Raw genomic sequence first — 21,032 nt, 5'->3', positions numbered from 1 at the left:
GAAGGGATGGCCGCAATGACCTGGCTGATCACCGGCGGCGCCGGATACATCGGGGCGCACGTCGTACGGGCGATGACCGGGGCGGGCGAGCGCACGGTCGTCTACGACGACCTGTCCACGGGGGTCGCCGCGCGCGTGCCGGCCGAGGTCCCGCTGGTGCGCGGCTCGGTCCTGGACGCGGACCGGCTGGCCCGCGCCCTCGCCGAGCACGAGATCACCGGCGTCGTCCACCTGGCGGCGAAGAAGCAGGTGGGCGAGTCGGTGGAGCGCCCGCTGCACTACTACCGGGAGAACGTCGAGGGCCTGCGCGTCCTGCTGGAAGCGGTGACGGCGGCGCAGATCCCGTCCTTCCTGTTCTCCTCCTCCGCGGCCGTCTACGGCATGCCCGACGTGGACCTGGTGACCGAGGAGACCCCCTGCCGGCCGCTGTCCCCCTACGGCGAGACCAAGCTGGCCGGCGAATGGCTCGTGCGGGCCGCGGGCCGGGCGACCGGCATGGCCACGGCGGCGCTGCGCTACTTCAACGTGGCGGGCGCGGCCGGTCCCGAGCTCGCCGACACCGGCGTGTCCAACCTGATCCCGATGGTGTTCGAGCGGCTCACCGAGGGCACGGCACCGCGCATCTTCGGCGACGACTACCCGACGCCCGACGGCACGTGCGTCCGCGACTACATCCACGTCGTCGACCTGGCCGAGGCCCACGTGACCGTCGCCCGCGCGCTGCGCTCCGCGCCGGGTGCCGGCCTGACCTTCAACATCGGCCGCGGGGAGGGCGTGTCGGTACGCGAGATGATCGACCGCGTCAACGCGGTCACCGGCCACGACCGCCCCCCGGCCGTCGCCCCGCGCCGCCCCGGCGACCCCGCCCGCGTGGTCGCCTCGCCCGCCCGCATCGCCACGGAACTGGGCTGGCACGCCAAGTACGACGTCCAGGACATGGTCGCGTCGGCGTGGGAGGGCTGGGTGCGGGTCCACCCGGAGGCGGCACGGTCGTAGGAAGTCCGCGGGCGGGGGCGCACGCGGGGGCCCTCACAACGCCTTGAGCGCCCCCGCCGTGGCCCGCGCCAGCTTCTCCAGGTAGCCCTTGGGCAGCTTCGGGGACCGGATGACCACCGAGCGCCAGTACAGCGGGCCGGAGATCAGGTCCAGGGCCAGTTCGGGATCGAGCCCCGCGGGGAGTTCGCCGCGCTCCTCCGCCGCCGCCACGATCCGGCTGGCCACCCCCTCCTGACCGTCCCGCAGGGCCTTCTGGAAGGCGTCCGCGAGGTCGGGGTTGCGGGCCGCCTCGGCCTGGAGGTCGGGGATGATCTGGGACGCGACGGGGTGGCGCAGGGCGCGGGAGGTGACCTCGTACAGCAGGCGCAGGTCGCCCTCCAGGGAGCCCGTGTCCGGCACCGGGAACCCGGTCACCGCGAGCGCCGACACCACGTCCAGCACCAGGTGCAGCTTCGAACGCCACCGCCGGTACACCGCCGTCTTGCCGACCCCGGCCCGCCGGGCGATCCCCTCGATGGACATGCGGGCGTAGCCGACGGAGGCCAGTTCCTCGAAGACGGCCGCCCGGATGGCCTCGGTCACGTCCTCCCGGAGCACGGCCGCCCCGGCGGGTGCCCTGCGGGGCGCGCGCACGGACGGCTCGTCGGCGGACCCGGCGGCGTTCGTCGTCATACCGCACAGCATAGGGCGTGACGACGAAACGGTTGCGTTCCGACGTCGATTGCCCCTACGCTCACGTTGCGACGATACGGTCCCGTCCCGACGTAAGAGAACGTGAAGAGAAGCGTAAGGAAACGCCGGGCGACGGCCGCGAACCCGACGATCCCGGCGAAAGTCGGACGCAGCACCCCCTCCCCCCGAGCGAAAGCAGCGGATGTGAGCCAGGTCCTCCACACACCGCCCTCCACCCAGGCGCCGGCCGACGACGACCTCGCGGCGCTGGCCGCCCGGCACGGCCTGTCGGTCAGCGGGGCCCGCCCCTCCCTGTCGGAGTACGTCCGCCGGCTGTGGGCCCGCCGCCACTTCATCAGCGCCTTCGCCACCGCCAAGCTCACCGCGCAGTACAGCCAGGCGAAGCTCGGCCAGGTCTGGCAGGTCATGACCCCGCTGCTGAACGCGGCGGTCTACTACTTCATCTTCGGCGTGCTGCTCGGCACCAAGCACAACGTGCCCGACTACGTGCCGTTCCTGGTCACGGGCGTGTTCATCTGGACGTTCACGCAGAGCTCGATCATGGCCGGCACCCGGGCCATCTCCGGCAACCTCGGCCTGGTCCGCGCCCTGCACTTCCCGCGGGCCGCCCTGCCGATCTCCTTCGCGCTCCAGCAGCTCCAGCAGCTGCTGTTCTCGATGGCCGCCCTGGTCGTCATCCTGCTCTGCTTCGGCGTTCCGGTCGCCGCGTCCTGGGTGCTGGCGCTCCCGGCGCTCGTGCTGCAGTTCACGTTCAACGCCGGCGTGTCGATGATCGTGGCCCGGCTGGGCGCCAAGACCCCGGACATCGCCCAGCTGATGCCGTTCCTGCTGCGCACCTGGATGTACGTGTCCGGCGTGATGTGGAGCATCGACAAGCTGGCCAGGAAGGACGACCTGCCGCACATCGTCACCGTCCTGCTGGAGCTGAACCCGGCCGCCGTCTACATCGACCTCATGCGGTTCGCGCTGATCGACAGCTTCCACGCCAAGTCCCTGCCTCCGCACGTGTGGGCGGCGGCCACCGGCTGGGCCCTGCTCGCCGGCATCGGCGGCTTCATCTACTTCTGGAAGGCTGAGGAGACGTACGGCCGTGGCTGAGAACGTGAACGACAAGGTCCCCACCGTCGTCGCCGACCGCGTCGACATCGTCTACCGGGTCAACGGCACCGGCGCGGGCCGCGGCTCCGCCACCGCCGCCCTCAACCGCATCCTGCGCCGCAGGCAGACCGAGCAGGCGTCCGGCGTACGCCGGGTGCACGCGGTGCGGAAGGTGTCGTTCGTCGCCTACAAGGGTGAGGCGATCGGACTCATCGGGACCAACGGTTCGGGCAAGTCGACCCTGCTGAAGGCGGTCGCGGGTCTGCTCCCCGTGGAGAGCGGACACATCTACACCGACGGCCAGCCGTCCCTGCTGGGCGTGAACGCGGCCCTGATGAACGACCTGACGGGCGAGCGGAACGTCTTCCTCGGCGGCCTCGCCATGGGCATGCCCCGGGAGCAGATCAAGGAGCGCTACCAGGACATCGTCGACTTCTCCGGGATCAACGAGAAGGGCGACTTCATCACCCTTCCGATGCGCACCTACTCCTCCGGCATGGCCGCCCGGCTCCGCTTCTCCATCGCCGCCGCCAAGGACCACGACGTCCTGCTCATCGACGAGGCGCTGGCCACCGGCGACCGCTCCTTCCAGAAGCGCTCCGAGGCCCGCATCCGCGAACTGCGTCAGCACGCGGGCACGGTCTTCCTGGTCAGCCACAACAACAAGTCCATCCGCGACACCTGCGAGCGGGTCCTGTGGCTGGAGCGCGGAGAACTGCGCATGGACGGGCCGACCGAAGACGTCATGAAGGAGTACGAGGCCTTCACCGGCGACAAGAAACCCGCCCCGAAGAAGCCCGCGCCGAAGCCGGATGCCACGAAAGCGAAAGCGGAGGCCACAAATTCGGGCACACCGCAACCGGACGCGCGGAAAGTCGCTCTACCTTCCTGAGTCCACCCCGTACGCCCAGCGCAGTTATCCCTTTCATCCGCTTAATGACAGTATGTTATGAAGGGTGCGCCCGGAGACCGCGATCCGAAGGAGTCCACTGCGATGCCCCAGCTGAGTGTGATCGTCTACGGGCCGAACGCACAGGGGCATCTGACCGAGCTGCTGGACTCCCTGGAGGCCCATCCGCTCGCCGACGCCGAGGTGATCGTCGCCGCGGTCGGCGACTGGGCCCGGGAGACGGCCGAGGGCCACGCCCCCGAGACGATCGTCGTACCGCTGCCCGACGGCACGGGTGACCCGGAGGCACGGGCGGCCGGCGCCGCCCGCGCCCGCGGCCGCTGGCTGCACTTCGTCCACGCCAAGGACGGCCTGCCGGCCGGCGCGCCCCGCCTGATCGCCGAGCGCACCGCCGAACTCGACACCGGTTCCTCCGGCCCCGGCCCCGTTGACGTCCTCCTCTTCGACCACGTCACCACCACCTGGCAGACCGCCGCCCGGCCCTCCCGCGACGGCCGCCACCTCGCCGCCGTCGGCCGCGCCGCCCTGCCCCTGCACGAGGCCGCCGACCTGCTGCGGCTCACCCCGCTGCTCGGCAACCGCGCCCTGCGCGCCGACTTCTGGCGGGCCCACGAGGAGCAGCTGAACACCGACGACGAGCCGCGCGCCGCCCACACGGCCCTGCTGCACGCCGAGCGCGTCGCCTGCCTGAACCAGACGGCGTACGACCACCGTGTGCTGCGCCCCGAGAGCCTCCCGCCGCGCACCCCCGGGGACCGGCTCGCGCTCGTCGACCGCTACGAGTCCCTGCTCCCGCTCACCCGGGACCGCCGCGCCCCCCGCACGGTGCTGTACGACCTCATGGTGCGCGACCTGGTGCGCACCTTCGCCCGCGAGGACATGCCCGACCCGGTGGCCCGCGAGTTCTTCCGCCGCGCCTCCCTCGCCGCGGTCCGCTGGCGCCCGGAGGGCCACCGGCGCCCGGCGGGCCTGGAGGGCGTCCGGCACGCCCTGCTGGAGGAGGGCGCCTACACCAAGTACCGCGCGTTCCAGGCGGCCAACCGCACCCGCCGCGCCGCCCGCAAGGCCGTACGGACCCGCAAACGGCGCCTGGGCGCAAAGGTCCGCGACCACCAGTACCAGCGCGCCCTCGGCCGCCCCCTGGACCCGAACCTCGCCGTGTTCGCCGCCTACTGGGACCGCGGGGTCGCCTGCAACCCGGCCGCGATCGCCGCGAAGCTCGCCGAACTCGCCCCGCACATCCACCCGGTGTGGGTGGTGAACAAGGAGAACGCGGCCCTGCTGCCGCCCGGCACCGACCACGTCGTCCCCGGCACCCGCCGTTACTGGGAGACCCTGGCCACCGCCACGTACCTGACGAACAACGTCAACTTCCCGAACGCCGTGGTCAAACGCCCGGGCTCCGTCCACCTCCAGACCCACCACGGCACCCCGCTCAAACGCATGGGCATGGACCAGATGGACCACCCGGCCGCCGCCAAGGGCCTGGACTTCGCCGCCCTGCTGGCCCGGGTCGACAAGTGGGACTACAGCGTCAGCGCCAACAGCCACTCCACCCGCATGTGGGAGCGCGCCTACCCGTCCCGCTACACCTCGCTGGACTACGGCTATCCGCGCAACGACGTCTTCTACACGGCCACCGCCGCCGACGTCCGCGCCGCCCGCGAGCGCCTCGGCATCGCCCCCGGCAGGACCGCCGTCCTGTACGCCCCCACCCACCGCGACTACGAGGCCGGCTTCACCCCGCGCCTCGACCTCGCCGCCCTCGCCGACCGCCTCGGCGAGAACACCGTCCTCCTCGTCCGCGCCCACTACTTCTACGGCGGCGCCGCCTCCCCGCTGACCGGCCTGCGCCGCTCCGGCCGGATCATCGACGTCTCCTCCTACGACCCCGTCGAGGAACTCTGCCTGGCGGCCGACGCGCTGGTCACGGACTACTCCTCGATCATGTTCGACTACGCCAACCTGGACCGCCCGATCGTCGTCTACGCCGACGACTGGGAGACGTACCGCACCACCCGCGGTGTCTACTTCGACCTGACGGCCGAACACCCCGGCCACGTCGCCCGCACCCAGGAGGAACTCGCCGAGATCTTCGTCTCGGGGGCCTGGCGCGACGACAGCGCGGCCAAGGCACGGGCCGCGTTCCGGCGCCGGTTCTGCGAGTACGACGACGGACGCGCCGCCGAACGGGTCGTACGCCGGGTGTTCCTCGGCGAACCGGAGGAGGCGCTGCCACCGGTGCTCCCCCTCGAGGACCGCACCCCCGCCCCGACGCCCGAGGAGGCCACCGCATGACCACCCCCGACGTCACGGTCACGGTCATCGTCTTCAACGACGCGGCCCGCCTGCCCCGCGCGGTCGCCTCGCTGCGCGCCCAGACGCACACGAACATCGAGATCGTCATCAGCGACGACCACTCGACGGACGACACCCCCGCGGTGGCCCGGCGACTCGCCGCCCAGGACCACCGGATCCGCTACATCCGCCTGCCGGAGAACAGCGGCGGGTGCAGCGCCCCGCGCAACCGGGCCGTCGAGATCGCCCGGGCGCCGTACCTGATGTTCCTCGACAGCGACGACGAACTCCCGCCGCGCGCCGTGGAACTGCTGCTCGCCGCGCACCGGGAGCGCGAGGTGGACTTCACCATGGGCGCGGTCCGCCGGATCCGGGTGGACAACGGCCGCCGCTCGACGTGGATGCCGCACCTGGTCGCCGAGCGCCGCACGGTCGAGGGCATCGAGCAGGACCCCCGCCTCCTCTTCGAGCACCTGTCGACCAGCAAGATGTACGCCCGCGCCTTCCTCGACCGCCACCAGCTGCGCTTCCCCGAGGGCATCCACTACGAGGACCAGCTGTTCTCGGCGCAGGCGTACTGCCTGGCGAAGGCGTTCACGATCATCCCGGACCCGGTGTACGTCTGGTACATCGAGCCGTTCGCCGCGGCGGCCTCCGCCTCCATCTCCAACCAGCGGCACAAGATCTCCAACGTGCGCGACCGGGTGCACGTGCAGCGGCTGATCGACGACTTCCTGGTGAGCAGCGGACACGCGGCCCTGCGGGAGGACAAGGACTACAAGTTCCTCAAGCACGACTTCCGGATGTACGCGGGCGACCTGCCGTACCGGGACGAGGAGTGGCTGGCGTCCTTCGCGGACCTCATGAATCCCTACCTGGACACGCTCTCCCCCGACGCCTACGCCCGGCTGCCCCGCGCCGAACGGGTGGTGCTGGAGCTGCTGAGGGACGGCCGCACGGCCGAGGCCCGGCTGGCGGCACGCGGTCTGGGGCACGCGGTGGCGCCGCGGCGGGTGACGGCGGACGAGACGGGCGTCCCGTACTGGGGGGACACCGTCCCGTCCACGGACCGGGCCCGCCGCGAACTGGACGTGAGCGAACTGGAGCTGGACACGCGCCCGTTCCCGACGGCGCAGTTCCGCCACGAGATCGTGCACCTGGACCCGGGACCGGGCGCGGCCCTGACCCTGACGGTCCGCACGTACGACCCGGGCCTGCGCCTGCCCGTCGGCCCGCAGCGCGCGTCCCTGCTCCTCACCCCCGGCCGGCGCCGCATGACGATCCCCTTCCGCCTGGACCCGGTCCGCCCCGGCGTCTTCGAGGGCACGGTCCGTCTCGACCTCTCCTCCGCGCCGGTCCCGTTGCACGGCTTCGCGGGGGTACGCCACCCCCTGATCCGCCTGGACCAGCAGGGCCTGTCGAACTCCGCCCTGCTCCTGGCCCCGCTGGACTTCCCCACCCGCACGATCCGCGTCCCCTACCACTCCGGCGCCGCCCCCCACGACCTCACCGTCGAGCCGGAGGGCCACAATCCCGGCCGGCTCCAGCTGCGCTGGACCCCGGTGGGAGTCACGGCCCGCGTCACCCGGCCTCTGGTCCGCCGGATCGCCCGGCCCCGGGTACGCAACGCGGCACGGCTGGTGGCGAGTGCGCTGAGGTGAGGACGCGGCCGCGGGCGGCCGTGCGGCTCAGGGCACCACCCGGTACAGGATCTGGCCGCCCGGACCCACCGCGGCCTCCCGGAGCCACGGTGCCTTCGCCGACGCACCTCCGACGACCCACTTCACCCCGTACTCCCGCAGGATCCGCCGCCGCTCCGCACCCCCCGCAGAGGCCGAGAAGTACCGCTCCACCGCCGCCTCCCTGCGCCCCGCATCCGGAAGGAACACGTCGGGATACCCGGGCGCCACGGTGTACGCCCCGTACGCCGGGATCTGCCGGGCCGGAAACGTACGAGCCATCACCACGTCCCCGTACCGCACCCCCGCCCGCACGATCCACTGGTACCCCACCCACGGCGTCCGGTACTTCTCCGCGACCACCCCCGGCAGCGCGTCCCGCGGCACCACGTACCCGAGCGTCCCGGCCTGCGTCCACGCACCCACCGCCAGCGCGGCGAGCAGCACGCACGCCCGCACCCTCCGCGCCACGGCCCGTCCCGCCGACACCACCTCGACCGCGGCCGCGAGCTGCGCCGGGACGAGCACGGCGGGCAGGGCACGCCCCCAGGAGTAGTGGCCGGTCAGACCCCCCGCGGCGAACACCAGCGCGCCCAGGAGGAAGAAGAGGACCAGCGGATCGCGAGGGTCCCGGCGCCCGCGGAACCCCAGCGCCACCACCCCGGGCAGGACGAGCCCGAACCTCCCGGCCAGGTCGTCGTAGAGCGGCCGGTGGATGGCCTCCAGATCCGCGCCGGCGGAGAACAGCGCGAAGAAGTCGTAGTACGGCCAGAGCCACAGCACCCCCAGCCCCAGCAGCAGCCCGGCGCCGAGCCGCAGCAGCACCGCGCGCGCCGGCCGTGCCGCGAGCACCATGGCCAGCCCGCCCAACGAGGCCACGACACCCGTGAACTGGTGGCACAGCAGGATCAGCGCCCACATCGCCCCCAGGCCCAGGCACGCCCTCCACGCCCCGGCACCCTCGCGGACCGTCCGCGTCAGCCAGGCCCAGAAGTGGAAGGCGAGACCCAGCGCGAACACGCTCGGGTACGAGACGGTGAGCGCCAGGGAGTTCAGCCCGAGGAAGCCGCTCCAGTTGAACAGCACCGGGCCCCACAGGAGCAGCAGGGCCAGGAAGGCCAGCGCGGGGGCGGAGCGGTGGTCGGTCAGGGTGCGGACGTAGCGCCGTACGCCGGTCGTCAGCAGGCCCAGCCCGGCGAGTGCGGCCAGGCGCAGGACCACGAAGACCGACAGGCCCGTCACCTTGGCGACGGTGCCGAGCAGCACCATCCAGGGCGAGTAGTACGGGCTCGGCGTGTCGGCGTCGACCAGCGGGTTGCCGGGGTGCGGCAGGTTGTGGCTCAGGCGCTGGACGGTGGCCGCGTGCATGCCGAGGTCGCCCGCCCAGGGCAGGCGGAGGACGACCCCCAGCATGAGCAGCACGACGAGCGCGGCGGCGATCGGCGGCAGCTTCCGGCCGACGCGTGACGCGGAACCGCCCGGCGGTGCCGCAGGGCTCACCTGTTCGGTGTCAGACGGCGCGGTGTGCACACCGTCGACCCTAAAGCAGGCGCCCCCGGCGTACTGCCGGGGGCGCCTGTCGTGTCGTACGCCTACGAGTGCGTGCGCAGCAGCGTCCGCATCGTCCGCATCGCCACCGACAGGTTGGCGAGGTCGAAGGAGTCGGAGCTGCGGATCTCGTCCAGCGTGGTGCGGGCGCGGCTCAGGATCGCCGCGTTCTTCTGCTCCCAGGCCTTGAAGCGCTGCTCGGGCGTCGAGGTGCCGTTCCCGACGGCCAGGACGTCCGCGGTGAGCGCCGCGTGCGCCGCGTACAGGTCCTCGCGGATGGAGGCGCGGGCCATGGACTGCCAGCGGTCGGCGCGGGGCAGCTCGATGATGCGGTCCATGAGCTGGGTGATGTTGAGCCGGTCGGCGAGGTCGTAGTAGATCTCGGCGACGTCCAGCGGTTCCTTGCCCGTGCGGTCGGCCACCGACACGATGTCGAGCGTCGGGAAGGCGGAGGAGAAGCCGGCCACGCGCGTGGCGACTTCGTCCGGGACACCGGCCTCGGACAGCTCGTCGTACACGTGCTGGTACCACTCCAGGTCCGCGCCGCGCAGCAGCTTCGGCAGCTCCTGCCAGACCCGCTCGACCCGCTCGGCGAAGAACTCGACCGTCTCGGCGAGCTGCAGCGGCTGCGGCCGGTTGTTGAGCAGCCAGCGGGTGCCGCGCTCGACCAGCCGGCGCGAGTGGAGGCGGATGCGGGTCTGGACGGCGGCGTCGACCCTGTTGTCCAGGGCCTCCACCGCGTCCCACACCGGTGCCGAGCTGAAGATCGCGCGGGCCGCGGTCTGGGCCCGGACGATCTCCTCCAGGGAGGCCCCGGTCTCCTCGCGCAGCCGGTGCAGGTACGTCGTACCACCCGTGTTGACCGTGTCGTTGACCAGCACGGTCGTGGTGATCTCACGCCGCAGCGGGTGGTTGTCGATCGCCTCGGCGAACCGCTCGCGCAGGGCCGTCGGGAAGTAGGCGTGCAGCAGGCCGCGCAGGTACGGGTCGTCCGGCAGCGAGGTGTGCAGCAGCTCCTCGGCCACCGTGATCTTCGTGTACGCCAGGACGACGGCCGTCTCCGGGCCGGTCAGGCCCTGGCTCCCGGCGAGGCGCTCGCGGATCTGGCGGTCGGTGGGCAGGAACTCCAGCGCCCGGTCCAGGTGGCCCTCGCGCACCAGGTGGCGGATGAACCGCTGCTGGGCGTGGAGCATGTCGTTGGCCTGGAACAGGGCGTTGGCCAGGGCGGTGTTCTGCGCGTAGTTGTTGCGCAGGACCAGCGCGCCGACCTCGTCGGTCATCTCGGCGAGCAGCTTGTTGCGCTGCTTGACGGTCATGTCGCCGTCCGCGACCAGGCCGTTCAGCAGGATCTTGATGTTCACCTCGTGGTCCGAGGTGTCCACACCGGCGCTGTTGTCGATCGCGTCGGTGTTGATCCGGCCGCCGTGCAGCGCGAACTCGATCCGGCCGAGCTGGGTCAGGCCCAGGTTGCCGCCCTCGCCGACGACCTTGACCCTGAGGTCCGCGCCGTCGACGCGGATGGCGTCGTTGGCCTTGTCGCCGACGTCGGCGTTCGACTCCGACGACGCCTTCACGTACGTGCCGATGCCGCCGTTCCACAGCAGGTCGACCGGCGCCTTGAGGATCGTCTTCATCAGGTCCGCCGGGGTCATCTTGGTGACCTTGCCCTCGATGCCGAGGGCCTCGCGGATGTGGCTGTTGAGCGGGATCGACTTGGCCGTGCGCGGGAAGATCCCGCCGCCCGCCGACAGCAGGTCGGTGTTGTAGTCGGCCCAGCTGGAGCGGGGCAGCTCGAACAGGCGGCGGCGCTCGGCGTAGCCGACGGCCGCGTCCGGGGTGGGGTCGATGAAGATGTGCCGGTGGTCGAAGGCGGCGACCAGGCGGATGTGCTCGGAGAGCAGCATGCCGTTGCCGAACACGTCACCGGACATGTCACCGATGCCGACGACCGTGAAGTCCTCGCTCTGCGTGTCCACGCCCAGCTCGCGGAAGTGCCGCTTCACGGACTCCCAGGCGCCGCGCGCGGTGATGCCCATGCCCTTGTGGTCGTAGCCGGCCGAGCCGCCGGAGGCGAAGGCGTCACCGAGCCAGAAGTTGTAGGTGTCGGCGACGCCGTTGGCGATGTCCGAGAAGGTCGCGGTGCCCTTGTCGGCGGCGACCACCAGGTAGGTGTCGTCACCGTCGTGCCGGACCACGTCCTGCGGCGGCACGACCTCGCCGGCCACCATGTTGTCGGTGATGTCCAGCAGCGCCGAGATGAACGTCTTGTAGCTGGCGATGCCCTCGGCCAGCCACGCGTCGCGGTCCACGCCCGGGTCCGGCAGCTGCTTGGCGACGAAGCCGCCCTTGGCGCCGACCGGCACGATGACGGTGTTCTTCACCATCTGCGCCTTGACCAGGCCGAGGATCTCGGTGCGGAAGTCCTCACGCCGGTCGGACCAGCGCAGACCGCCGCGGGCGACCTTGCCGAAGCGCAGGTGCACGCCCTCCACGCGCGGCGAGTACACCCAGATCTCGTACGCCGGGCGCGGCGCGGGCAGGTCCGGGATGGCCTGCGGGTCGAACTTCATGGAGACGTAGTCGTGCGGCTGTCCGCCGAGCGCCTCCTGGAAGAAGTTGGTGCGCAGGGTCGCCTTGATGACGGTCAGGAAGGAGCGCAGGATGCGGTCCTCGTCCAGGCTGGCCACCTGCTCCAGGGCCGCGTCGAGCTCCTCCAGCAGGGCGTCGGTGATCTCCAGGCCGGCCCGCTGCCGGTCCGGGGACATCCGTGCCTCGAAGAGGGAGACGAGGAGCCGGGTGGTGTGGACGTTGTTGCGGAGGGTGTCCTCCATGTAGTCCTGCGAGAAGGTCGAGCCGGCCTGCCGCAGGTACTTGGCGTAGGCGCGCAGCACCATCGCCTGCCGCCAGGTCAGCCCGGCGCTCAGCACGAGCGCGTTGAAGCCGTCGTTCTCGGCCTTGCCGGTCCAGGTCGCGGCGAACGCGTCCTGGAACCGCTCGCGGGCGTCGTCGCCCAGGTGGTCGCCGTTGTGGCCGCCGGACAGCTTCGGCATCCGCAGACCGAAGTCGTAGATCCACGCGGTGGTGCGGTCCGTGCAGCGCAGTTCGTACGGCCGCTCGTCGGTGACCTCGACGCCGAGCCGGCTCAGCACCGGCAGCACCTTGGAGAGGGAGACCGAGCCGCCCTTCTGGTAGATCTTGAAGCGGCGCTCGTCGGGCGCGGCGCCCACCGGCTCGTACAGGCTCAGCGAGAACGTCTTGTCGTCGCCGAGCTGCTCCATGTGGACCAGGTCGGCGACCGCCGCGCGCGGGCTGTGGTCGGCCTTGTAGCCCTCCGGGAAGGCGTGGCTGTAGCGGCGCAGCATCTCCGCCGCGCGCTCCTCGCCGCACTCGGCGGTCAGCGCCTCGGCGAACGCGTCGGCCCAGGAGCGGGCCGCCTCGACCAGGCGGGCCTCGATGCGCTCCTTGTCTGTGTCCGACAGTTCGGGCAGCTCGGTGCCCTGCGGGACCCGGACGACGAAGTGCAGCCGGGACAGGATCGACTCGGTGTTCCAGGCGGTGAAGTCGACGCTGATGCCGCCCAGCTCCTCCTTCAGGATGTCGATGATCCTCAGGCGGACGCCGGTCGTGTAGCGGTCGCGCGGCAGGTAGACGAGGGCCGAGTAGTAGCGGCCGTACTCGTCCTGGCGCAGGTACAGCCGCAGCCGGCGGCGCTCCTGCAGGTAGAGCACGCTGGTGACGATCGACTGCAGTTCGGCGGCCGGGGTCTGGAACAGCTCGTCGCGCGGATAGGTCTCCAGGATCTGGAGCAGGTCGCGGCCGTCGTGGCTGTTGGGCGAGAATCCGGCGCGCTCCAGCACCTCGTCCACCTTGCGGCGGATGACGGGCACGCGGCGCACCGACTCGGTGTAGGCCGCGGAGGAGAACAGGCCGAGGAAGCGGCGCTCACCGACGACGTTGCCGTCCGTGTCGAACTTCTTGACGCCGATGTAGTCCAGGTACGACGGCCGGTGCACGGTGGCCCGGCTGTTGGCCTTGGTCAGCACCAGCAGCTTGTGCTCGCGGGCCTTGGCGCGGGCGTCGGCCGGGAGCCGCTCGAAGGAGGGGCTGACCGGGTGCTGGTCGTCCTCGGCGTGGTGCGGGTCCGAGCGCAGTATGCCGAGACCGGTGCCGGGCACGGCGGCGAGCGTGTCGTCGTCGCGCAGCTGGTACTCGCGGTAGCCGAGGAAGGTGAAGTGGTCCGCGGCCAGCCAGTGCAGCAGCTCGCGGGCCTCCTCGACCTCCGGCCCGGGCAGGTCGCCGGGGACGGGCTCGCTCTCCAGGCCGTCGGCGATCCGGGTCGCCGCGTCCCGCATCTTCTCCCAGTCCTCGACGGCCTCGCGGACGTCGTTCAGGACGCGCAGCAGGTCCGCGGTGATCTGCTTGAGGTCGGCGCGGTCGGTCTCCCGGTCGATCTCGACGTGGATCCAGGACTCGACGTGCGCGTCGTGCGGGAGGTCGCCGGTGAACCCGGCGGACTGGGTCGGCAGCACCTCGATCAGCTTGCCGGTCAGGTCGCGCCGGACGACGAACTGCGGGTGGATGACGACGTGGATGCCGCGTCCCTGCCGGGTCAGCTCATTGGTGACCGAGTCGACGAGGAAGGGCATGTCGTCGGTGACGACCTCCACCACGGTGTGGCTGCACGTCCACCCGTTCTCCTCCACGGTGGGGGTGTGCACCCGGACGTTCGCGGTGCCCTGCGGGCGGTTCTCCGCGAGACGGTGGTGCGAGACCGCTGCGCCGAAGACGTCGACCGGGTCGCGGTCGGCGAGGTCTTCCGGGGCGGTGTGCAGGTAGTAACGCTGGAGGAACGCGAGCAGGGATTCGCTGTCCGGGGTGCCGGGGGTGCCCTCGCTCGTCGTCCCGGTCGGTAGGTGCCCCCCGACCGGGCTGTTCTCAGCTACCCGGGCGGCCCGTTCGAGCAGCTCGGCCTTGGCTTCGTCCAGCTTGGTCTGCATTGTCCTCTGGCTCCTGTCGCGCGCCGTTGCGTGACGTAGAAGGAAGTACGGTCTCTTTCCCTCCGGCTCGACGCCACGGCCCGGGGTTTCCGGTCCGGTCCGACGCTATGCCGCGAGGTGAGATGAGCGGGGGGTATTCGGCCATTCTCGGCACACCCGTCGACTGCGACGCCACGCTCGGCACCGCCGTGTCCCGGAGCGTCCTCGGCGTCCTGGGGGCGTCCGCGCCCCCGTCCCGCCCGCGAAGACCAGCGACCGCCGCCCGGTCACGGAGGTGCTCCGTGCAACCCGGGCGCAGGGCAGGGGCAGGATCGCCCCCGCGAGCTATCGCGCTGATCACGCCACAAGGCTATCGCCACTTACCCGGGGCCCGTCATGAGCCGTATGTGTACAAAACCGGGGGGTGAAGTTTGACGTTCTGCACAGCGGCGGGGTGGGGGTGTGTGGCGTAACCGGTCGCGCCGCCACGCCCCCGGTCGCACTCTGAAAAGGACCGGGCCCTCTTGGCAAGCGCGCCCGGCGGGGGCACGGTGCCCTGAGTCCCGTCCCCGCAGAGCCCGGAGTACGACCGGAGGAGCCGACATGCCCACGAAGATCCTCATCGTCACCGGCGACGCAGCGGAGTCCCTGGAGGTGCTCTACCCCTACCAGCGGCTGCTGGAGGAAGGGTACGAGGTCCACATCGCCGCCCCCACCCGCAAGACCCTCCGTTTCGTCGTCCACGACTTCGAACCCGGCTACGACACCTACACCGAGAAGCCCGGCTACACCTGGCCCGCCGACCTGGCCTTCTCCGAGGTCGACCCCGGGGACTACGCGGCCCTCGTCATCCCCGGCGGCCGGGCCCCCGAGTACCTGCGCAACGACGCCGAACTCCGCAAGATCCTCAAGGCCTTCTTCGACGCGGACAAGCCGGTCGCCCAGATCTGTCACGGCCCGCTGCTCACCGCCGCGATCGACTCCCTCCGGGGCCGCCGCGTCACGGCGTACCCCGCGCTGGAGCCGGACATGCAGGCCGCCGGAGCGGGCTTCCAGGACACCGAGGCGGTCGTCGACGGGACGCTGGTCTCCTCCCGCGCGTGGCCGGACCATCCGGCGTGGATGCGGGAGTTCCTGAACGTCCTGCGGACGAAGGCACCGGTGAACTGAGGGAGCGGGGCAGGAAGCGGGGGCCGGGGCGCTCCGCCGTGCACGGGGTGCGTCGCCGGGTGCCGGCCGTCGTGCGCGCGGTGCGTCGCCGGGTGCCGGCCGTCGTGCGCGCGGTGCGACACCGGGTGCCGGACCGTCGTGCATAGGGTGCGTCGCCGGATGCCGGACCGTCGTGCGCGCGGTGCGTCGCCGGGGCTGGGCCGTCGTGCACGGGGTGCGTCGCCGGATGCCGGACCGTCGTGCACACGGTGCGACACCGGGTTCCGGGCCGACGTGCGCGCGGTGCGTCGCCGGGTGCCGGACCGTCGTGCACGCGGTGCGACACCGGGGCTGGTCCCTCGTGCACTCGGTGCGACACCGGGTGCCGGGCCGACGCGGTCGCCCGCGCAGTTCCCCACGCCCCTGGGGGTGCCCCGGCGCGGGACGTCGAGCGATCCCCCCGCCTCCGGCCGCGCCGCCACCCTCCGGGCCGCTCGCTCGGCCCCTCGCTTTCGACTACGCCGCTATCCGCCGCGCCTCCGCCACCGCCTCGGCCAACGTGTCCACCACCGGAACCCCCACTCCCTCCAGGCTCTCCCGGCTGTGCGACCCCCCGCTGTACAGCACGGCCCGCGCCCCCACGTACCGCGCGGCGACCGCGTCGTCCGCCGCGTCCCCGATCACCACGGTCCGCTCCGGCGCCGCCACCCCCGTCAGCGCCGTCACCGCCTCCAGGTGCCGCACCATGTGCTCGGCCTTGCTGCCGCCTGACGGCCCCGTCCGCCCGTCCACCCGTATGAAGTGCGCCTCGATCCCGAACCCCCGCACCAGCGGCACCAGTTCCTCGTGCCCGTACATGCTCAGCAGCGACTGGCTGTGCCCGTCCGACCGCCACCCGGCGAGCAGCTCCTCGACACCCGCGGTCAGCGAGCACCGCACCCGGTGCTCGGCGTAGTGCCGGTGGAAGACCCCGTCCATCAGCTCCCACTCGGCGTCGGTCGGCAGCCGGCCGAGCAGCCGCTCGTAGAACTTCGGCACCGGTACGCAGTACAGCGACCGGTACTGCTCCAGCGTGATCGGCGCGAGACCCAGCTCGGCGAAGGCCGCGTTCGTCGCTCCGATGATCGCGTCATTGTCGTGGAACAGCGTCCCGTTCCAGTCCCAGACGATGTGCGCGCTTCCGTGCATCCCCATGTCCAAGACCGTACCCGCCGCCACTGACAGTCACGGCGTCACCCGGCATCGGTGCAGCTCAGCCCTGCCCGACCAGGTTGGGGATCTCCTGCGTGGCGAACCACAGCAGCTCGTGGTCCTCCGCCTCGTCCACGACGAACTGCGCGTCGTCGTCCCCGCCGTCCGCCGCCTCCAGAGCGTCCGCCGCCGCGGCGACGTCCGGCTCCGCGTCCTCGGCGTCGACGTGCACCGAGGCCGCCTTCGCGAGCGGCACCGCCACCGTCACGGTGACCTCGCCCAGGGCGGACGGTCCGGGACCGCGGCCGGGGCCGGCGCTCACGGCGCCGTCGGACACGTCCACGGCGACCACGACCCGGCGCCGTGCCGCCGCCGGGTCCGCGGCCAGCAGCCGCAGCGAGGCCAGCGCGGCCCGGCTGAGCGCCGCGTACTCCAGCTCCTCGATGTCCTCGGAGAGGTACCACTCGCGGAGCCCGGGCGTGACGGCGTACGCGACGAGGGGACCGCTCCCCAGCTCCCCCGTCTTGTGCGCCTCGGCGAGAGCGGGGAGGGTCAGGGGGACGTAGACGCGCATGCTGGCCGCTCTTTCCTGTTCCTGGTGAAGGCTCCGCTGGGGCCTTGGGGAGGGCCGCTGGCGCGTCTCCCGAAGGGCCTTCAGGATACGTGCGCCCGTCCCCTTTCGGGCGCCTGCCCGCCCCCGTGGAGGCGTCCACTGCGCTCCGGGGTTTCACCCTCCGCCGCCGCGTGCCCACGGGGTTCCGGGTTCCCCGTGTCACTCGGATAGGTGAACCTCCCGGCCCCCCTCCCACCCGTCCCCGTCTCCTTGCCGGCCCCTCCAGCACCCCCGTACAAGATCCCCCACCAGCGTTGTTACCGCCCGGTATCCCCGGGCCCCGCCGAACGGGGACCCCCATGAACAAGGTCATGAGCCGTACCGCCCAGCCCCGGCCGCGGCACCGCCCGCCGACCCGCCGCGACTCCCGCCGGCCCGGCGGGAGCCCGCCCCGCACACCCAGCCGTCCGGCGGCCGCACGGGCCGAGACGGCGCCCAGGCCGCCCAGGGCGGCCGCGGGGCAGCCACGGCCCACCGACGTCTTCGCCGAGCGTCTGCTGGCCGTCCTGAGCGGCCAGCGCCCCGTCCACTGGATGCTCCGGTACACCGCGGGCCGCGCCTACGACGAACTGGCCCGCCTGGCCGAGCACAGCCCCCTGCGCACCCGGGGCCCCCTGCCCGTCGTCCACGACATCGGCTACTACGTGCCCAGCGACGGCGCCCTGGAGGTCTTCGCCCGCATCGCCGCCGGCGGCCGGCTCCGCGCGATGGCCTTCCGCCTGGAACGCGGCAAGGACCTCCGCTGGCGCTGCACAGCGGTGGAAACGGGCACGCCATAGCGGCCGGCCCGGCCGTCGGCGCCGTAGGGCGCCGGCCCGGCCGTCGGCGCCGTAGGGCGCCGACCCGGCCGTCGGGGCCGTAGGGGTGGGCGCAGCGGCGCCCCGCGAGCGCGGGCACACGCCGCCCCACCCCGCGAGACTCCCGTGCCGGAACGCGGAAGGGCCGGGTCCCGAAGGAGACCCGGCCCGTCCTCAGACGTCGGCGCTACTTCTTCCGGCGCCGGCCGCCCTTGGCCTGCCGCCGCCGCTCCGCCCGCGTCAGCCCGTCCGACTCGGACCGCACCGGCTCCTCGTCCTCCAGGTCACGCTCGACGACGCCGCCCTCACCGTCCACCGTGGGCGCGGAGAAGTGCAGATCCCGCCGCTGCGGAACGTCCAGCCCCTTCGCGCGGATCTCGGGACGCGCGCCGGCCTGAGCCGGGACCGTGTCCTGCACGCCCTCGCCCACCGGCTGGGCCTCCTCGACCGGGACCTCCTCGACCTGCTGCTCGACCTGGACCTCCAGGTTGAACAGGTAGCCGACGGACTCCTCCTTGATGCCGTCCATCATCGCGCCGAACATGTCGAAGCCCTCGCGCTGGTACTCGACCAGCGGGTCCTTCTGCGCCATCGCGCGCAGGCCGATGCCCTCCTGGAGGTAGTCCATCTCGTAGAGGTGCTCGCGCCACTTGCGGTCCAGGACCGACAGCACGACCCGGCGCTCCAGCTCCCGCATGATCTCGGAGCCGAGCTGCGCCTCGCGGGCCTCGTACTGCTCGTGGATGTCCTCCTTGATGGACTCCTCGATGAACTCGGCGGTCAGCCCGGCCCGGTCGCCGGCCGCCTCCTCCAGCTCGTCGATGGTGATCTTCACCGGGTACAGCTGCCGGAAGGCACCCCACAGCCGGTCCAGGTCCCAGTCCTCCGGGAAGCCCTCGGAGGTCTCCGCGCGGACGTACGCCTCGATCGTGTCGTCCATGAAGTGCCGGATCTGCTCGTGCAGGTCCTCGCCCTCCAGGACGCGCCGGCGCTCGCCGTAGATGACCTCACGCTGCCGGTTGAGCACCTCGTCGTACTTCAGGACGTTCTTGCGGGTCTCGAAGTTCTGGGTCTCGACCTGCGACTGAGCGGACGCGATCGCGCGCGTGACCATCTTGTTCTCGATCGGCACGTCGTCGGGCACGTTGGCCATCGACATCACGCGCTCGACCATCTGGGCCTTGAACAGGCGCATCAGGTCGTCGCCGAGGGAGAGGTAGAAGCGGGACTCGCCCGGGTCGCCCTGACGGCCGGAACGGCCGCGCAGCTGGTTGTCGATGCGCCGCGACTCGTGCCGCTCGGTACCGAGGACGTAGAGGCCGCCCAGCTCCTCGACCTCCTCCTTCTCCGCCTTGACGGCCTGCGCGGCCTTCTCCAGAGCGGCGGGCAGGGCCGCGGCCCACTCCTCGATGTGCTCCTCCGGGTCGAGGCCGCGCTGGCGCAGCTCCGCCTCGGCGAGGTCCTCGGGGTTGCCGCCGAGCTTGATGTCGGTACCACGGCCGGCCATGTTCGTGGCCACCGTCACGGCGCCCTTGCGGCCGGCCTGGGCGACGATCTGCGCCTCGCGCTCGTGGTGCTTGGCGTTCAGCACCTCGTGCTGGATGCCGCGCTTGCTGAGCTGCTGCGAGAGGTACTCCGACTTCTCGACGGAGGTGGTGCCGACGAGGATCGGCTGGCCCTTCTCGTGCTTCTCGGCGATGTCGTCGACGACCGCCTCGAACTTCGCCACCTCGGTGCGGTAGATCAGGTCCGACTGGTCCTTGCGGACCATCGGCTTGTTGGTCGGGATCGGGACCACGCCGAGCTTGTAGATCTGGTGGAACTCGGCGGCCTCGGTCATCGCCGTACCGGTCATGCCGGAGAGCTTCTTGTAGAGGCGGAAGAAGTTCTGCAGGGTGATCGTGGCGAGCGTCTGGTTCTCGTCCTTGATGTCCACCCCTTCCTTCGCCTCGATCGCCTGGTGCATGCCCTCGTTGTAGCGGCGGCCGGCGAGGATACGGCCGGTGTGCTCGTCGACGATCATGACTTCGCCGTCGATGACGACGTAGTCCTTGTCGCGCTTGAACAGTTCCTTGGCCTTGATGGCGTTGTTCAGGTAGCCGACGAGGGGGGTGTTCACCGACTCGTAGAGGTTGTCGATGCCCAGCCAGTCCTCGACCTTGCTGACGCCGGACTCGTGGATGGCGACCGTGCGCTTCTTCTCGTCGACGTCGTAGTCGCCGGTCTCCTCGATGCCCTTGAGCGGGTTGCCGGCCTCGCCGCGCTTGAGGCGCGTGACCAGCTTGGCGAAGTCGCCGTACCACTTGGTGGCCTGGTCGGCCGGGCCGGAGATGATCAGCGGCGTACGGGCCTCGTCGATGAGGATGGAGTCGACCTCGTCCACGATGGCGAAGTTGTGGCCGCGCTGCACCAGTTCGTCCTTCGACCACGCCATGTTGTCGCGCAGGTAGTCGAAGCCGAACTCGTTGTTCGTGCCGTAGGTGATGTCGCACGCGTACTGCTCGCGGCGCTGGGCCGGCGTCATGTTGGCGAGGATGCAGCCGACGGACAGGCCCAGGAACCTGTGGACGCGGCCCATCATCTCGGAGTCGCGCTCGGCCAGGTAGTCGTTGACCGTGATGAGGTGGACGCCGTCCCCGGACAGGGCGTTCAGGTACGCGGGCAGCGTGCCGACGAGGGTCTTGCCCTCACCGGTCTTCATCTCCGCCACATAGCCGAGGTGGAGCGCGGCGCCACCCATCAGCTGCACGTCGTAGTGCCGCTGGCCGAGGACGCGCTTGGCGGCCTCGCGCACGGTGGCGAACGCCTCGGGGAGCAGGTCGTCCAGGCTCTCGCCGTCGGCGTACCGCTGCTTGTACTCCGCGGTGAGGGCGCGCAGCTCGGCGTCGGAGAGGTCGACGAAGTCCTCTTCGATGGAGTTGACCTGGTCCGCGATGCGGTGCAGCTTGCGCAGGATCTTGCCTTCGCCTGCACGCATGATCTTCGAGAGGACGGACACGGGGGCTGGTCTCCTTGCCGGTCGGGCCTGGGACGGTCGGTTTTCCTTCTGACGTACTGAGCAACGGCCATCGTATGCGAGGACCC

At 71.6% G+C, this 21,032-nt stretch carries 13 protein-coding genes; 7 read left to right on the top strand and 6 right to left on the bottom strand.

What is annotated here, in order from left to right; all coding sequences use genetic code 11:
• Window positions 1–15: 15 nt before the first annotated feature.
• Window positions 16–996, top strand: a complete 981-nt coding sequence (gene galE, locus ACZ4VF_RS29245; protein WP_467929703.1) for a UDP-glucose 4-epimerase GalE — start codon at window positions 16–18, stop codon at window positions 994–996.
• A gap of 33 nt (window positions 997–1,029) precedes the next feature.
• On the opposite strand, the gene ACZ4VF_RS29240 is transcribed toward galE, so the two are convergent.
• Window positions 1,030–1,668 carry a TetR/AcrR family transcriptional regulator gene (locus ACZ4VF_RS29240; protein ID WP_467929702.1) on the bottom strand — a complete coding sequence of 213 codons (639 nt, stop codon included), beginning with the start codon at window positions 1,666–1,668 and terminating at the stop codon, window positions 1,030–1,032.
• Window positions 1,669–1,872: 204 nt separating this feature from the next.
• Here ACZ4VF_RS29240 and ACZ4VF_RS29235 point away from each other — a divergent pair, with 204 nt between their 5' ends.
• The 4 genes from ACZ4VF_RS29235 (at window position 1,873) to ACZ4VF_RS29220 (ending at window position 7,656) form a co-directional block, all read left to right on the top strand.
• Window positions 1,873–2,787, top strand: coding sequence for an ABC transporter permease (locus ACZ4VF_RS29235; RefSeq protein ID WP_467929701.1), 915 nt, complete (start codon window positions 1,873–1,875; stop codon window positions 2,785–2,787).
• Window positions 2,780–3,679, top strand: coding sequence for an ABC transporter ATP-binding protein (locus ACZ4VF_RS29230; protein ID WP_467929699.1), 900 nt, complete (start codon window positions 2,780–2,782; stop codon window positions 3,677–3,679). The genes ACZ4VF_RS29235 and ACZ4VF_RS29230 overlap by 8 nt, the downstream gene beginning before the upstream one ends.
• Window positions 3,680–3,781: 102 nt before the next feature.
• Entirely contained in the window at window positions 3,782–5,995 is a 2,214-nt protein-coding gene (locus ACZ4VF_RS29225) for a CDP-glycerol glycerophosphotransferase family protein (protein WP_467929698.1), read from the top strand.
• Window positions 5,992–7,656, top strand: coding sequence for a glycosyltransferase family 2 protein (locus tag ACZ4VF_RS29220; protein WP_467929697.1), 1,665 nt, complete (start codon window positions 5,992–5,994; stop codon window positions 7,654–7,656). Before ACZ4VF_RS29225 ends, ACZ4VF_RS29220 begins: the two co-directional genes overlap by 4 nt.
• 27 nt (window positions 7,657–7,683) lie before the next feature.
• Here ACZ4VF_RS29220 and ACZ4VF_RS29215 read toward each other — a convergent pair whose 3' ends face one another.
• A complete protein-coding gene (locus ACZ4VF_RS29215; RefSeq protein ID WP_467930056.1) occupies window positions 7,684–9,087 on the bottom strand; it encodes a hypothetical protein in 1,404 nt (467 codons plus the stop codon).
• A gap of 179 nt (window positions 9,088–9,266) precedes the next feature.
• Window positions 9,267–14,219, bottom strand: coding sequence for an NAD-glutamate dehydrogenase (locus tag ACZ4VF_RS29210; protein WP_467929695.1), 4,953 nt, complete (start codon window positions 14,217–14,219; stop codon window positions 9,267–9,269).
• A 582-nt stretch (window positions 14,220–14,801) separates the two neighbouring features.
• Between ACZ4VF_RS29210 and ACZ4VF_RS29205 the strand changes: the two genes are divergently transcribed.
• Window positions 14,802–15,368 (top strand): DJ-1/PfpI family protein, encoded by a 567-nt coding sequence (locus ACZ4VF_RS29205; protein WP_467929694.1) that lies wholly within the window; start codon window positions 14,802–14,804, stop codon window positions 15,366–15,368.
• 495 nt (window positions 15,369–15,863) lie between these two features.
• On the opposite strand, the gene ACZ4VF_RS29200 is transcribed toward ACZ4VF_RS29205, so the two are convergent.
• Window positions 15,864–16,541: an HAD family hydrolase gene (locus ACZ4VF_RS29200; protein ID WP_467929692.1), complete on the bottom strand. Its 678-nt coding sequence runs from the start codon at window positions 16,539–16,541 to the stop codon at window positions 15,864–15,866.
• Between the two features lie 58 nt (window positions 16,542–16,599).
• The gene (locus tag ACZ4VF_RS29195) at window positions 16,600–17,112 is read right to left on the bottom strand and encodes a DUF6912 family protein (RefSeq protein ID WP_467929690.1); all 513 of its coding nucleotides are present in this window, start codon (window positions 17,110–17,112) and stop codon (window positions 16,600–16,602) included.
• Window positions 17,113–17,450: 338 nt separating this feature from the next.
• Here ACZ4VF_RS29195 and ACZ4VF_RS29190 point away from each other — a divergent pair, with 338 nt between their 5' ends.
• Window positions 17,451–17,930, top strand: coding sequence for an Rv3235 family protein (locus tag ACZ4VF_RS29190; protein WP_467929689.1), 480 nt, complete (start codon window positions 17,451–17,453; stop codon window positions 17,928–17,930).
• Between the two features lie 205 nt (window positions 17,931–18,135).
• Here the strand turns inward: ACZ4VF_RS29190 and secA are convergent, their stop codons facing one another.
• Window positions 18,136–20,946, bottom strand: a complete 2,811-nt coding sequence (gene secA / locus ACZ4VF_RS29185; RefSeq protein ID WP_467929688.1) for a preprotein translocase subunit SecA — start codon at window positions 20,944–20,946, stop codon at window positions 18,136–18,138.
• Window positions 20,947–21,032: the final 86 nt, after the last annotated feature.

Source organism: Streptomyces sp. NPDC029151 (genome assembly GCF_055564315.1).
The sequence above is the reverse complement of the archived record's forward strand: the minus strand, read 5'-3'. Positions and strand labels throughout refer to the sequence as shown.